The sequence below is a fragment of the Pseudomonas sp. NPDC087614 genome (assembly GCF_044743485.1).
GTDB classification, from domain to species: domain Bacteria; phylum Pseudomonadota; class Gammaproteobacteria; order Pseudomonadales; family Pseudomonadaceae; genus Aquipseudomonas; species Aquipseudomonas baetica_A.
On the sequence record NZ_JBIUWN010000012.1, the window covers coordinates 12,488 to 29,313 of the forward strand.

The window sequence follows — 16,826 nt, forward strand, 5'->3', positions numbered from 1 at the left end:
ATGAATGCTGAAGACTCCTTGAAACTTGCTCGCCGGTTTATCGGACTGCCGCTGGAAAAGCGCCAGATGTTCCTTGCGGCTTTGCAAAAGGAGGGCGTGGATTTCGCCCGGTTTCCGATCCCCGCCGGCATCGAGGCCGAGGATCGTCAGGCGTTGTCCTACGCGCAGCGGCGCATGTGGTTTCTCTGGCAACTCGATCCGCAAAGTGGCGCCTACAACTTGCCGGGCGCAGTGCGTCTGAGTGGGCGCTTGAATGTGGCGGCGCTGGAGCAAGCCTTCGCCTGTCTGGTGGAGCGTCACGAAACCCTGCGCACGGTGTTCCAGCGCCAGGCCGATGACCGCCTGCTGCAAGTGCCGGCCAGCGCACCGCTGGTGATTGCCCGTGAAGATTTCAGCGCTCTGCCGCAGGCCGAACGCGAGCAGGCTGTGGTTCACGCCGCCGAGCAACAATCGGTGCTGCCGTTCGATCTGGCAGTCGGCCCGCTGCTGCGGGTCAATGTGCTCAAACTCGCGGAGCAGGAACACGTCCTGTTGCTGACCTTGCACCACATCGTCTCCGATGGCTGGTCGATGAACGTGCTGATTGATGAATTCATCCGCTGCTACGACGCGTTCGATGGCGATCAGCCGCCGCTACTGGCGCCGCTGCCGATTCAGTACAGCGACTATGCCCTGTGGCAACGGCGCTGGCTGGAGGCGGGCGAGCAGGCACGCCAACTCGACTACTGGCAGGCGCAACTGGGCGACGAACATCCGGTACTGGAATTGCCGCTGGATCATTCGCGCCCGACGGTGCCGAGCTATCGCGGTACCCGCTACGAATTTGCCGTCGACGCTCAGTTGGCCGAGCAACTGCGCAACACCGCGCAGCAGCATCAGGTCACCTTGTTCATGTTTTTGCTCGGCGCCTTTAACGCGCTGCTGCACCGGTATACCGGTCAGACGGATATCCGTGTCGGCGTACCGATTGCCAACCGCAACCGTGGGGACATCGAAGGGCTGATCGGCTTCTTCGTCAACACCCAGGTGCTGCGCACGCAACTGGACGGCCAGACCCGCGTCGATGATCTGCTGCGCGCGATCAAGGAAACCGCGCTCGGCGCCCAGGCTCATCAGGATCTGCCGTTCGAGCAACTGGTCGAAGCGCTGAAACTGGAACGCAGCCTCAGCCACACGCCACTGTTCCAGGTGATGTACAACCACCAGCCGCAAGTGGCCGACGTCGCCGCGCTGAGCACCGCGTCGGGTCTGGCGCTGAGCAGTCTCGACTGGCAGAGTCGTACCACGCAGTTCGACCTGACCCTGGATACCTGCGAGAAGGGTGGCAAGCTGCACGCCGCATTGACCTACGCCAGCGACCTGTTCGACGCCGCGACCATCGCACGCATGGCTCGTCACTGGCTGCGCTTGCTGGCAGCGATGGTCGCTGATCCGTCGCAGCGGGTTGGCGAGTTGCCACTGCTGGAGGTCGATGAACATCACGCGCTGGTGCACGCCTGGAACGATACGCCGGCGCTTTACCCGACCGAGCAGTCGATTCATCAACTGATCGAAGCGCAGGTTGCCCGTACGCCGAATGCGCCAGCGCTGGTGTTTGGTGAGCAGACCTTGAGCTACGTCGAGCTGGATGCCCGGGCCAATCAACTGGCGCAGCTGCTGCGTGAGCAAGGCGTACAGGCCGACAGTCTGGTCGGCATCTGCGCCCAGCGCTCTCTGGAGATGGTCGTCGGCCTGCTGGCCATCCTCAAGGCGGGTGGCGCCTATGTGCCGCTGGACCCGGAGTATCCGCAGGAACGTCTGGCCTACATGATCGAGGACAGCGCCATCACCTTGCTGTTGACCCAAGCGGCGCTGCTGACATCCCTGCCGACTGACGGCGTCAAGGTCATTGCGCTGGATCAGCCGGGCCTGCTCGACGGCTACAGTGAAAGCCGTGCGGATGTACCGGTTGATCCGTTGAATCTTGCGTACGTGATTTACACCTCCGGTTCCACCGGCAAGCCCAAGGGGGCCGGCAACAGTCATGCCGCGCTGGTCAACCGCTTGTGCTGGATGCAGGAAGCTTACGCTCTGGACGCCAGTGATTCGGTGCTGCAGAAAACCCCTTTCAGCTTCGACGTATCGGTCTGGGAGTTCTTCTGGCCGCTGCTCAGCGGTGCGCGTCTGGTCGTCGCTGCGCCTGGGGCGCACCGTGATCCGCGGCAGATGATCGACACCATTAACCGCCACCGCATTACTACGCTGCATTTTGTGCCATCGATGTTGCAGGCGTTTATTCACGAGCCGGGCGTCGAAACGTGCGCCGGCCTCAAACGCATCGTGTGCAGCGGTGAAGCATTACCACTGGATGCGCAACTGCAAGTCTTCGCCAAACTGCCGAATGCCGGCCTCTACAACCTCTACGGTCCGACGGAGGCGGCCATCGACGTCACCCACTGGACGTGCGTCGACGAAGGCGCCGACAGCGTGCCGATCGGTCGTCCGATCGCCAACCTGCGCACCCATGTGCTCGACGCCGAACTGTCGCCGGTGCCAAGTGGCGTGGCCGGCGAACTGTACCTGGGCGGAGCGGGGCTGGCGCGCAGCTATCACCAGCGTCCGGCACTGACCGCCGAACGTTTTGTGCCGTGCCCGTTCCATGAGGGCGCGCGCCTGTACCGTACCGGTGACCGTGTGCGTCAGCGAACTGACGGCGTGATCGAGTACCTGGGTCGTCTCGACCATCAGGTGAAACTGCGCGGTTTGCGCATTGAACTCGGTGAAATCGAAACCCGCCTGATGCAGCACTCGCGGGTGCGTGAGGCCGTGGTGCTGGTGCAGGGCGGCAAGCATCTGGTGGCTTATCTGGTGCTGGAAAATACTCAGCCGCACGAGCAATGGCAGCAGGACGTCAAGGCCTGGCTGCTCGGCAGTCTGCCGGAATTCATGGTGCCGACCTACCTGATGACCCTGGCCACACTGCCGGTCACCGCCAACGGCAAACTGGATCGCAAGGCTCTGCCGCAACCTGACGCCGCGCCGCAGCAAGCCTTCGTTGCGCCGCAGGACACGATGCAAAAAGCCCTGGCGGCGATCTGGGCCGACGTGCTCGGTCTTGAGCGCGTCGGCCTCGAAGACAACTTCTTCGAGCTGGGCGGCGACTCGATCATCTCCATTCAAGTGGTCAGCCGGGCGCGACAGGTCGGGATTCGCGTCAGTGCGCGTGATCTGTTCCAGTACCAGACCGTGCGCAGCCTCGCACGGGTCGCCACGCTGGACAGCCAGACGTCGGTGGATCAAGGGCCAGTGACCGGCGACGCCGTACTCGGGCCGATCCAGCAACACTTCTTCAGCCATGCGATGCCGGTGCGTGAGCACTGGAACCAGTCGCTGCTGCTGACCCCGCGCGCCACTTTGAACGCTCAGTGGCTCGATACCGCGCTGGCGCACGTCATCAACCACCACGATGCCCTGCGCCTGCGCTTCGTCGAAAACGCCGAAGGCTGGCAGCAAAGCCACGGCCCACGGGTTGAAAACGCTGGGCTGTGGCAGCGCGACGCCGACTCTGTCGAGCAGTTGAACGCCTTATGCAACGAGGCCCAGCGCAGTCTTGATCTGCGCAACGGCCCGCTGGTGCGCGCGTTGCTGGTCACGCTGGCCGATGGCAGCCAGCGTCTGGCGCTGATCATTCATCACTTGGTGGTGGATGGGGTTTCCTGGCGAGTGCTGCTGGAAGATGTGCAGCAGGCCTATGAGCAACTGGCGGCGGGCGGCGGCATTCAATTGCCGGCAAAAACCACAGCCTTCCAGAGCTGGACAGCACGCCTCGAAAGCGCAGCGTCGCGTTTCGACGACCAACTGAGCTATTGGAAAGCCCAGCATCAGGATGCCCGGGATCTGCCGTGCGAGCGTCCGGATGGCAGCCTGCAGAACCGGCATGGCGAGAAAATCCAATGGCGCCTCGACGCCGAGCGCACCCGTCAACTGTTGCAACAGGCGCCGGCAGCGTATCGCACGCAGGTCAACGATCTGCTGCTCACGGCACTGGCGCGCACCATCAGCCGCTGGAGCGAGCAACCGGGCACGCTGATCGAGATGGAGGGGCATGGTCGCGAAGATCTGTTCGATGACATCGACCTGAGTCGCACTGTGGGCTGGTTCACCAGCCTGTTCGCGGTAAATCTGATTGCCGACGACGATCTCGACGGTTCGATCAAGTCGATCAAGGAGCAACTGCGCGCGGTGCCGGACAAAGGTCTGGGCTATGGCGTGCTGCGTTATCTCGCGGCGCCGTCGGTATGCGCCGAATTTGAGTCGCTGGCGCCGCCGCGCATTACCTTCAACTATCTCGGCCAGTTCGACCGCCAGTTCGACGAGGCGGCGCTGTTCGTACCGTGCGCTGAAAACAGCGGTGTCGCGCAGGATCCAGAGGCGCCGCTGGCCAACTGGCTGGCCGTGGAAAGTCAGGTGTATGGCGGCGAACTGTCGATGAGTTGGGGGTTCAGCCGCGAGATGTTCGACGGCGCAACCGTACAGAAACTGGTGGATCAATACGCCGTCGAGTTGCACGCGCTGATCGAACATTGCTGCACCCTGCAAACCGCGCAAGCGACGCCGTCGGACTTCCCGCTGGCGCAGGTCACGCAGGCGCAACTCGATGCACTGCCGGTGCCGGCCGGTCAGCTCGATGACCTTTATCCACTGTCGCCGATGCAGCAGGGTTTGCTGTTCCACACCCTCTACGAGCAAGCGGGGGGTGAGTACATCAACCAGTTGCGCGTCGATGTGCAAGGCATTGATCCCGAGCGTTTCCGCGCCGCGTGGCAGGCCACGGTCGATGCGCAGGACATTCTGCGCAGCGGTTTCGTCTGGCAGGGCGAACTGACGCAACCGGTGCAGATCGTGCACAAGCAGGTGCAATTGCCGTTCACCACTCTGGATTGGCGCAGCCGCGACGATCAACCAGCCGCTCTTGCAGCGTTGGCCGATGCCGAACGTCAGCAAGGCTTTGATCTGACCTGCGCGCCATTGCTGCGACTGGTGCTGGTGCAGACCGGCGCCGAGCAATGGCACCTGATTTACACCCATCACCACATCCTGATGGACGGCTGGAGCAACTCGCAGTTGCTTGGCGAAGTCTTGCAGCGTTACGGCGGCCGGACGCCGGTAAGCGGCGGTGGACGTTATCGCGATTACATTGCCTGGCTGCAACGGCAGAACAGTCAACTCAGTCAGGACTTCTGGAGCGAACAACTCGCTGCGCTGCAAGAGCCGACCCGACTGGCCCGCGCCGCCACCGGCGGGGAAAACCTCAGCGGTCACGGCGATCATTACTTGACGCTGGACGTGTCACGCACCCAGGCACTGGAAGCGTTTGCCCGTCAGCAGAAAGTCACCGTCAACACCTTGGTGCAAGCGGCTTGGCTGCTGTTGCTGCAACGCTACACCGGTCACGAAGCGGTGTCGTTCGGCGCGACCGTGGCCGGGCGTCCGGCGGATCTGCCGGGCATCGAGCAGCAGGTCGGTCTGTTCATCAACACCTTGCCGGTGATCGGTGCGCCGCGTCCGGACCAAACCGTCGGCCAATGGCTGCAAGCGGTGCAGGCGCAGAACCTCAGCCTGCGCGACTTCGAACACACGCCGCTGGCGGACATCCAGCGCTGGGCCGGGCAGGGTGGCGAAGCGCTGTTCGACAACATCCTGGTGTTCGAAAACTACCCGATTGCCCAGGCCCTGAGTCAGGCCGGGCAAGGGCTGGTGTTCGGTGGCGTGGGCAATCTGGAGCAAACGCACTATGCGCTCAGCGTAGCGGTCACGCTCGGCGAGCAACTGGCGTTGCATTACAGCTTCGACCGTGGCCAGTTCGCCGGCGATGTCATCGCCGGCATCAGTGCGCACCTGCTGCAACTGCTTGAGCAGTTTGCCGTGTCGGCTGAACGCAACCTCGGCGAAATCGGCCTGGCCAGCGCTGAAGAGCAGGCGCGCCAGCAAGCCGAAAACCATCCGCAACCGTACCCGGTGGACATCGGCGTGCATCAGCGTATTGCCGCGCTGGCCGGCGAAAGTCCGCAACGCACGGCGGTGATCTTCAACGGTCAGCGCTTCAGCTATGGCGAAATCGATCAGCGCGCCAACCAATTGGCCTACGCGTTGATCGCCCGTGGCGTCGGTGCGGAAACCCGCGTCGGTGTGGCCCTGCCGCGCAGTGAGGCGGTGATCGTCGCGTTGCTGGCGGTGCTCAAGGCTGGCGGCGCATACGTGCCGCTGGACACCAGCTATCCGCGTGAACGTCTGGCCTACCTGATCGAGGATTCGGGGCTCGCGCTGTTGATCAGCGACTCGTCGGTGTCGGCGCAATTGCCTGTGGCCGAATCGGTGCCGCTGCTTGAACTCGATCGCCTCGACTTGCGCGAATGGCCGATCACCGCGCCGCCCGTGCAACTCGATCCGCATAACCTCGCGTATGTGATTTACACCTCCGGCTCCACGGGTAACCCCAAAGGCGTCAGCGTCGCTCACGGCCCCTTGGCGATGCATTGCCAGGCCATCGGTCAGCGTTATGAAATGCGCGACAGCGATTGCGAATTCCACTTCATGTCGTTCGCCTTCGACGGCGCCCATGAGCGCTGGCTGACCAGCCTCACCCACGGCGCCTCGTTGCTGATCCGCGACGACAGCCTGTGGACACCGGAGCAGACCTACAACGCCATGATTGAGCATGGCGTGACCGTGGTCGCGTTCCCGCCGGTGTACCTGCAACAACTGGCCGAACACGCAGAGCGTGTGGGCAATCCGCCCAGAGTGCGCATCTATTGCTTTGGCGGCGACGCGGTACCCAACGCCAGTTTCGAGCGGGTCAAACGGGCGCTCGATCCGGACTTCATCATCAACGGCTACGGCCCGACCGAAACCGTGGTCACGCCGTTGATCTGGAAGGCCGGTCGCGATGTGCCGAGCGGCGCCGCTTACGCGCCAATCGGCAGCCGCATCGGTGACCGTAGTGCCTACGTGCTCGACGCCGATCTGAACCTGTTGCCGCAAGGTATGGCTGGTGAGCTGTATCTGGGTGGCACGGGGCTGGCCCGGGGGTATCTGAATCGTCCGGGGCTGACTGCCGAGCGTTTTGTCGCTGATCCGTTCAGCCGCACTGGCGGCTTGCTTTATCGCACCGGCGACCTCGTTCGCCAGCGCGCCGATGGCACATTCGACTATCTGGATCGCATCGACAATCAGGTGAAGATCCGCGGTTTTCGCATTGAACTCGGCGAAGTCGAAGCCGCCCTGCAAGCGCTCGACGGCGTGCGTGAAGCCGTGGTCGTGGCCCAGGAAGGCAGTGCCGGCAGCGGCAAGCGTCTGGTCGCCTATGTGGTGGGTGATTCTGCCCGCGCCGACTTCACCGAAGAGCTGCGTGCGCAGCTCAAGGCAACCCTGCCGGGCCATATGGTGCCGGCGTATGTGTTGCGTCTGGAACGCATGCCGCTGACGCCGAACGGCAAACTCGACCGCAAGAACCTGCCGAAACCGGATGTCAGCCAACTGCAACAGACCTATGTCGCTGCGCAGAACGCGCTGGAGCAACAATTGGCGACGATCTGGCAAGACGTGCTCAAGCTTGAGCAGGCCGGTATCAGCGACAACTTCTTTGAGCTGGGCGGCGACTCGATCATTTCCATTCAAGTGGTCAGCCGTGCGCGGCAGGCGGGTATCCGCTTCACGCCCAAAGACCTGTTCGAGCACCAGACCATTCAGGCGTTGGCCGTTGTCGCGCAGACGGGCGAAGCGCTGCAAATGATCGATCAGCAACCGGTCACGGGCAGCACGGCACTGTTGCCGATTCATCAGGAATTCTTCGCTCAGGCGATTCCTGATCGTCATCACTGGAACCAGTCGGTGATGCTCAAACCGAGTCAGGCGCTCGATGGCTACTTGCTTGAGCAAGCGCTGGATGCGTTGGTGCTGCACCACGACAGCCTGCGCCTGGAATTTGTCGAGCAGGCGGATGGCTGGTCGGCGCAATATCGCGACGTTGTGACCCAGGCGGGTGAAACGATCCTCTGGCAAGTCGCGGTTGCCGACCTCGCAGCCCTTGAGGCATTGGGCGACAAGGCCCAGCGCAGCCTGCAACTGAGCGGTGGCTCGCTGATTCGCGCGGTGCTGGCGAACCTGGCCGATGGCAGTCAACGCCTGCTGCTGATCGTCCATCATCTGGTGGTCGATGGCGTGTCGTGGCGGATTCTGTTTGAAGATCTGCAAAACGCTTACCGGCAGATCGCTACGGGCAATGCCGTGCAGTTGCCGGCCAAGACCCATGCGGTCAAAGCTTGGGCGCAGGCCTTGCAGGAATACGCCGCCACGCCTGCGCTGCAGTCTGAACTGGGCTTCTGGCAGCAACAGTTGCAAGGTGCATCGGCGACGTTGCCTTTCGACCGTCCCGACGGTGGGCAGCAACACGATCAGGCGCTGACCATTCGCAGCAAACTGGACCAGACCCTGACCCGTCAGCTGTTGCAGGATGCGCCGGCGGCTTATCGCACGCAGGTCAACGATCTGCTGCTGACGGCTCTGGCGCGGGTGATGGTGCGCTGGACCGGTGCCGACCATGCGCTGGTATTGCTCGAAGGTCACGGTCGCGAAGACCTGTTCGACAGCGTCGACCTGACGCGCACTGTCGGCTGGTTCACCAGTGTGTTCCCGGCGCGCCTTTCGCCGGTTGCCGAACCGGGCGCATCGCTCAAGCAGGTCAAGGAACAACTGCGGGCGATTCCGCACAAAGGCATCGGCTTCGGCGCGCTCGCGCATCTGGGCGATGAGCAGGCTCGCCAAGCCCTGCAAGCCTTGCCGACACCACGCCTGACCTTCAACTATCTGGGCCAGTTCGACGGCAGTTTCGATGCCGCCGCCGAAGCCCTGTTCGTGCCGACCAGCGAGTCCGGCGGTGCCGAAGTCAATCTGCAAGGCCCGTTGGGCAACCCGCTGGCGCTGAACGGCAAAGTCTTTGGCGGCGAACTGGATCTGAGCTGGACCTACAGCGGCGCGATGTTCGACGCGGCGACCATCCAGCGTCTGGCCGATGACTACGTGCAGGAATTGACTGTGCTGATCGGCCATTGCTGCGACAACGCCAACCGTGGCGTGACACCGTCGGACTTCCCGCTGGCGCAACTGTCGCAGGCGCAACTCGATGCGCTGGTGCTCGAACCGCAAAGCATCGATGACATCTACCCGCTGTCGCCGATGCAGCAGGGCATGCTGTTCCATACGTTGCTCGAACATGGCAACGGCGACTACATCAACCAGATGCGCCTGGACGTCGACGGCGTCGATCCACAACGCTTCCAGGCGGCGTGGCAAGCGGTGGTGGATGCCCATGACATTCTGCGCACCGGGTTTTTCTGGCAGGGCGATCTGCCGCAACCGGTGCAAGTGGTGCAGCGCCAGGTTGAAGTGCCGTTCAGCGTGCTCGACTGGCACGACAAAGCCGGGCTGGACGCGGCGCTGCAAACCCTCGCCGACGAAGAGCGCGCACAGGGGCTGGATTTGACCTGTGCGCCGCTGCTGCGCCTGGTGCTGGTGCGCACCGCGACGGATCGTCATCACCTGATTTACACCAACCACCACATCCTGATGGACGGCTGGAGCAGCGCGCAGTTGCTCGGCGAAGTGTTGCAGCACTACAGCGGCGAAACGGTCGCACGTCCGGCAGGGCGCTATCGCGATTACATCGGCTGGCTGCAACGCCAGGATGCGGCGGCGGCCGAGGCCTACTGGCTGGCGACGCTGCACAACCTGCAAGAGCCAACGCGTCTGGCCAATGCCATCGCGCGGCCGCATGACGGTTTGCCGAGCGTCGGCTATGGCGATCATTACCAAGTGCTGGACGCGGATCTGACTCGGCGTCTGGGGGAATTTGCCCGGGCTACGAAAGTCACGGTCAACACCGTGGTGCAAGGCGCCTGGATGTTGCTGTTGCAGCGCTATACCGGCAAAGACTGTGTTGCGTTCGGCGCCACCGTCGCCGGGCGTCCGGCGGATTTGCCGGGTGCCGAAGCGCAGATCGGTCTGTTCATCAATACCTTGCCGGTGGTTGCTGCGCCGCAGGCGCAGCAGAGTCTGGTCCGTTGGCTGCAAGGCGTGCAGGCGCAGAACCTGGCGTCGCGCGAGTTCGAACACACGCCACTGGCCGATATTCAGCGTTGGGCCGGGCAGGGCGGTGATGCGCTGTTCGACAGCCTGATGGTGTTCGAGAACTACCCGATTGCCGACGCGCTGGAACGTGGCGCGCCGCAAGGTTTGCGTTTCGGCGCGGTGGCCAATCAGGAGCAGACCAACTATCCGCTGACCCTGCTGGTAAACATGAGCACGCAACTGACGGTGCATTTGAGCTATCAGCGCGACAGCTTTGCGGCGGCCAACGTGGCGCAGTTGGGCGCGCATTTGCAGCGTCTGCTGAGCCAGATGACTGAGTCGGGCGAGCAGTCGCTCAGTGAGTTGAACCTGATCGAAAGCGTCCCGAGCGTCGCTGCCGATTTCGCCACCGAGCTGTGCATTCATCAGGGCATCGCTCGTCAAGTCGTAGCGACGCCTGATGTGCTGGCGGTGACCTTTGGCAGCACGCAACTGACTTACGCCGAACTCGACGCGCAAGCCAACCGCTTGGCGCACAAACTGATCGAGCTCGGTGTTGGCCCGGAAGTGCGCGTGGGCGTGGCGATGCCGCGTTCCGAGCAGTTGCTCATTGCCTTGCTGGCGGTGCTGAAGGCCGGTGGCGCGTATGTGCCGCTGGACCCGGATTACCCGGCGGATCGTGTCGCGTACATGATCGAGGACAGCCGCGCGCGGGTGCTGCTGACCGAGCAAGCCGTCGCCGCGACCCTGACGGTGCCTGGCGAAACGCAAGTGTTGCTGCTGGATCAGGTGTCGCTGAATAGCTATTCAGATGTCGCGCCTCAAACATCGGTCGTTCCAGACAACCTTGCCTACGTGATCTACACCTCGGGCTCCACCGGCAAACCCAAAGGCGTGGCGATTGCCCATCGCAACGTCATGGCGTTGATCGACTGGTCGGCCAAGGTCTACAGCCGCGACGATATCCAAGGCGTACTGGCCTCGACCTCGGTGTGCTTCGACCTGTCGGTGTGGGAGCTGTTTGTCACCCTGGCCAACGGCGGCTCGCTGATCATCGCCCGTAATGCCCTTGAGCTGCCGCAACTGGCGGCCCGCGATCAGGTGCGCCTGATCAACACTGTGCCGTCAGCCATTGCTGCATTGCAGCGCGCCGGGCAGATTCCGCCAAGCGTGCGGATCATCAATCTGGCCGGTGAACCGCTCAAGCAAGGGCTGGTTGACGCGTTGTATCAACAGTCGACGGTCGAGCATGTCTACGACCTCTACGGCCCGTCGGAAGACACCACCTATTCGACCTGGACTCGGCGCAGTGCCGGTGGTCAGGCGCGTATCGGCCGTGCCCTCGACCACGGCGCCAGTCACGTGCTCGACGCTGATTTGCACGCTGTCCCGCAAGGGGTTTCGGCTGAGCTGTACCTGTCGGGCGCCGGCATCACGCGCGGCTATCTGGGGCGTGCGGCGATGACCGCTGAACGCTTCGTACCCAACCCGCTCGCCGACAATGGCGAGCGGATGTACCGCACCGGCGACCTGATCCGCGAGCGTGAAGCGGGCGAACTGGAGTACATGGGCCGCATCGACCATCAGGTGAAGATTCGTGGATTGCGCATCGAGTTGGGGGAGATCGAGGCGCGATTGCTCGCCCAACCGGCCGTCACCGAAGCGGCGGTGCTGGCCGTCGAAGGTGAGGCTGGCGCGCAACTGGTGGCCTATGTGGTCGCCCCGCCACTGGATCTGTGCGACGGCCAAGCGCAGCGGCTCCTGCGCGACGGACTAAAGACTGGCCTCAAGTCTTCGTTACCTGACTACATGATTCCCGCGCACCTGCTGTTCCTTGAGCAGTTGCCACTGACCCCCAACGGCAAACTCGACCGCAAGGCCTTGCCAGCGGTCGATGCCAGCCAGATGCAGGCCGCCTATGTCGCGCCGCACAGTGAGCTTGAGCAGCGGGTCGCGGCGATCTGGCAGCAAGTGCTCGACGTGCAACGCATCGGCCTGAACGATCACTTCTTCGAACTGGGCGGGCACTCGCTGCTGGCGGTCAACGTGGTGTCGCGCATGGCCCTCGAACTGGGCCTGACGCTGACCCCGCAACTGTTATTCCAGCACCCCGTCCTGAGCGACTTTGTCGCTCACCTCGATACAGGAGGCGGGGCAATCAACGAACAGAAACTGAGCAAGCTGGAAGCCCTGCTTGACGATATGGAGGAAGTCTGATGGACAAGAGTGTTGCTTTGAGGGTAGCCAAGCGCTTTATCACTCTGCCGCTGGACAAACGTAAGCTGTACCTGGAAAAGATGCTCGAAGAGGGCGTCTCTGCGGCCAACCTGCCGATCCCGGAGACACGTTCCGGGTTTGCGGCGATTCCTCTGTCGTATGCCCAGGAACGTCAATTGTTCCTCTGGCAAATGGACCCGCACAGCACCGCGTATCACATCCCCAGCGCCCTGCGCCTCAAGGGGCGGCTGGATGTTGCGGCGCTGGAACGCAGCTTCAATGCCGTGGCCGCGCGTCACGAAAGTTTGCGCACGACCTTCGCCGAGCAGGGCGAAACCTTCTGCCAGGTGATTCATCCGCAACTGCCGCTGAACATCAGTCTGGTTCCGCTGCCCGAAGGTCTTGATGCCGCCGGTGAAGAGGCTGCGATCAAGGCGTTCGTCGAAAGCGAAACCGCACGCCCGTTCAACCTGCAACAGGGCCCGCTGCTGCGCGTGGCGCTGCTGAAAGTGGCGCAGGACGATCATGTGCTGGTGCTGATCCAGCACCACATCATCTCCGATGGCTGGTCGATCAAAGTGCTGGTCAATGAGCTGATCCAGCATTACGCCGCCGACACCCGCGGGCAGCCCTTGACGCTGCCGGCGCTGGACGTGCAATACGCCGACTACGCGATCTGGCAGCGTCACTGGCTGGAAGCGGGCGAGCGTGAGCGGCAACTGGCTTATTGGATCAAGACGCTGGACGGCGAGCAGCCGGTGTTGGAGTTGCCCATCGATTTCCCCCGCCCGGCGGTGCAAAGCCTGCGCGGTGCGCGCCTTGAGCTGGACTTGCCGGCGGATCTCGGCGACGCCCTGAAACAACTGGCCCAGCGCGAAGGTGCGAGCCTGTTCATGGTGTTGCTGGCGTCGTTCCAGGCCTTGCTGCATCGCTACAGCGGCCAGGCGCAGATTCGCGTCGGTGTGCCTGCGGCCAACCGTAACCGCGTCGAGACGGAGGGCCTGATCGGCTTTTTCGTCAACACTCAGGTATTGAATGCCGAGGTGAACGGGCAACTACCGTTCAACCGCTTGCTGGTGCAGGTCAAGCAAGCGGCGATGGATGCTCAGGCGCATCAGGATCTACCGTTCGAGCAATTGATCGAAGCGCTGCAACCGGAGCGCAGCCTGAGCCATAGCCCGGTGTTCCAGGTGATGTTCAACCACCAGCCCCGCCGTGATCAGCAGCGTGGCGCGGTGCAACTGCCGCAGTTGAGTGTCGAGGATGTGCAGTGGGAAGGGCGCACCGCGCAGTTCGACCTGACCCTCAATACTTATGAATCCAGCGACGGTTTCGCCGCCGAGCTGACCTACGCCACTGACCTGTTCAAGCCTGAGACCGTCGAGCGCATTGCTCGTCACTGGCAGAACCTGCTGCGTGGCATCGTGGCCGCTCCGACCTGCCGCGTCGGCGAATTGCCGTTGTTGGACAGTACCGAACGCGATGTGCTGTTGCAGGACTGGGTACGCGTGGCCGATCACACCACGCAGGGCGGTTGCGTGCAGCAGGTGTTCGCGTTGCAGGCGCAACAAACCCCGCAAGCGACCGCGCTGATCATCGGCGCAGACGTGCTGAGCTATGGCGAACTGGATGCCCGGGCCAATCAACTGGCACACAAACTGATCGAGGCCGGGGTTGGCCCGGATCAACGGGTCGGCATCGCCGTCGAGCGCAGCGTCGAAATGATCGTCGGCCTGCTGGCGATCCTCAAGGCGGGTGGTGCGTATGTGCCGCTGGACCCGGCGTACCCGCAAGATCGTCTGGCCTACATGATCGAGGACAGTGGTTTGCAGTTGCTGCTGACCCAGTCGCACTTGCAGGCGCAGTTGCCGATCCCGGCGAACGTGCAGATGCTGTTGCTGGATCAGCCACACGGCTGGCTGGCGGCGTATCCTCAGACCGCGCCGGATGTTGCGGTCAACGGCGAACATCTGGCCTATACGATTTACACCTCCGGTTCCACCGGCAACCCCAAAGGCGTGATGGTGCGTCACGCGGCGCTGAGCAACTTTGTCGCGAGCATGATCAAGCAACCAGGGATCGCAGCCACTGATCGCATGCTGTCGCTGACCACGTTCTCGTTCGACATTTTCGGCCTGGAAATCTACGGCCCATTGCTGGCCGGCGCCGGCGTGGTGCTGACCGGCAAGGACGTGCATCAAGACCCGCAAGCGGTGCTCGAACTGGTCGAGCGTCACGCCGTCAGTGTGCTGCAAGCCACGCCGTCGACCTGGCGCATGCTGCTGGACAACGAACACGCCGCGATCCTCAACGGCCGCACGTTCCTTTGTGGCGGTGAAGCGCTGCCGCAGGAACTGGCGCAGCGCATGCTGGCGCTGACGCCACGCGTGTGGAACCTCTATGGCCCGACCGAAACGACGATCTGGTCAGCACAACATGCGCTGAGTGCGGACAACAGCCGTCCGTTCCTCGGCACGCCCATCGACAACACCGCGTTGTACATCCTCGGCAGTGACCTTGAGCTCAATCCGCTCGGCGCGCCGGGTGAATTGCTGATTGGCGGTGACGGTTTGGCCCGTGGTTATTTCCAGCGCCCAAGCCTCACCGCCGAACGTTTTGTGCCGGATCCTTTCGCGAAAAACGGTGCGCGTCTGTACCGCACCGGTGACCTGACGCGCTATCGCGCCGAGGGTGTGATCGAGTACATCGGGCGGATCGACCATCAGGTGAAAATCCGGGGTTTGCGTATCGAACTCGGTGAAATCGAAGCGCGTTTACTCGCGCTCGACAGCGTGCGCGAAACCGTCGTGGTCGCGCAGGACGGCCCGACCGGCCCACAACTGGTGGCCTACGTGGTGCCATCGGTCAATGATGTTTCGCAAACCGATTTGCGTGCCGCGCTCAAGGCCAGCCTCAAGGCTGAACTGCCGGAGTACATGGTACCGGCGCACCTGTTGTTCCTGGCGCAACTGCCGCTGACCCCCAACGGCAAAGTGGATCGCAAAGCCTTGCCGGCGCCCGACGCCAGCCAGTTGCAATCGACCTACAGCGCACCGCAAACCGCCACCCAGCACACCGTCGCCGAGATCTGGCAAGCGGTGCTGAAGCTGGATCGCGTGGGCCTTGGCGATAATTTCTTCGAACTGGGCGGCCACTCCTTGTTGGTCACTCAAGTGATCTCGCGGGTGCGTCAGGTACTGAACGTTCAGGTGCCGCTGCGCACGCTGTTCGAACACAGCACGCTGCAAGATTTTGTCGCCGCGCTCGGTATTGATCAGGCGACTTGGGAACCGCCGATTGTCGCGCTGCCGCGTCTGCAACCGTTGGCGCTTTCGTATGCTCAGGAGCGCCAGTGGTTCCTCTGGCAACTGGAGCCGACCAGCACCGCTTATCACGTCCCGGCCGCGCTGCGTCTGCGCGGTGAACTGGATCTGGTGGCGTTGCAGCGCAGCTTCGATTCTCTGATCGCCCGCCACGAAGCCCTGCGCACCTGCTTCGTCGAAGAGCAGGGCCAGACCCTGCAAGTGATTCAGGCCCACGGCACGCTGGATCTGCACGTTCAGGACGTTGCCGCCGATCTGGACGAGGCCGCGCTGCAAGCGCTGGTCGCCGAAGAAACCCTGCACCTGTTCAATCTTCAGCAAGGCCCGCTGCTGCGAGTCAAATTGCTGCGTCTGGCAGATGACGACCACGCACTGGTCATCACCTTGCACCACATCGTTTCCGATGGCTGGTCGATGACGGTCATGGTCGATGAACTGGTGGCGTTGTACGCCGCTTATAGCCAGGGGCAGGCGGTGCAATTGCCAGCGTTGGCGGTGCAATACGCCGACTACGCGGTGTGGCAAAAGCAGTGGATGGACGCCGGTGAACGCGAGCGTCAGTTGAACTACTGGACGGCGCAACTGGGCGATGGCGATCAGCCGCTGCTGGAGCTGCCGACCGACCGCCCACGTCCGCCTGAGCAAAGCTATCGCGGCGCCCGTCGTGATATCCCGCTGAGCCTGGAACTGGCGTCTGCGCTCAAGCAGGTTGCCCAGCGTGAAAACGTCACGCTGTTCACACTGTTGCTGGCCTCGTTCCAGACCTTGCTGCATCGCTACAGCGGTCAGGCCGACATCCGCGTCGGTGTGCCGGTGGCGAACCGCAACCGGGTCGAGACGGAAGGACTGATCGGCTTCTTCGTCAACACCCAGGTGCTGAAAGCCGAATTCGACAGCCAGCAGACGTTCCGCAGCCTGCTGCAGCAAGTGAAAAGCACCGTGCTCGGCGCCCAGGCTCATCAGGATCTGCCGTTCGAGCAACTGGTCGATGCGCTGCAACCGGAGCGCAGCCTCAGCCACAGTCCGTTGTTCCAGGTGCTGCACAATCACCAGAGCCAGGCCCGTCAGGCACAGGGCGCCACGCGCTTGCCGAACATCGAGATCGAAGGCCTGAATTGGGCGTCGAACACTGCACAGTTCGACCTGACCCTGAACACCTTCGAATCCACCGATAACGTCTGG

Annotated in this window: 2 protein-coding genes (1 of these 2 cut by a window edge); both read left to right on the forward strand. The window is 62.9% G+C overall.

Features of this window, described 5'->3' with window-relative positions; all coding sequences use genetic code 11:
- On the forward strand, positions 1-12,321 hold the full coding sequence (locus ACIOWA_RS07100; protein ID WP_401158986.1) for a non-ribosomal peptide synthase/polyketide synthase: 12,321 nt from the start codon (positions 1-3) through the stop codon (positions 12,319-12,321).
- Positions 12,321-16,826, forward strand: the 5' end (the start) of a protein-coding gene (locus ACIOWA_RS07105) for a non-ribosomal peptide synthase/polyketide synthase (protein WP_401158988.1). It continues 10,485 nt past the right edge of the window; the window shows 4,506 of its 14,991 coding nt (coding positions 1-4,506); it begins with the start codon at positions 12,321-12,323; its stop codon lies off the right edge, out of view. Before ACIOWA_RS07100 ends, ACIOWA_RS07105 begins: the two co-directional genes overlap by 1 nt.

Bases quoted from the DNA above. Each gene is read 5' to 3' on its own strand.
- ACIOWA_RS07100 (WP_401158986.1), top strand. From the start codon at position 1: ATGAATGCTGAAGACTCCTTGAAACTTGCTCGCCGGTTTATCGGACTG.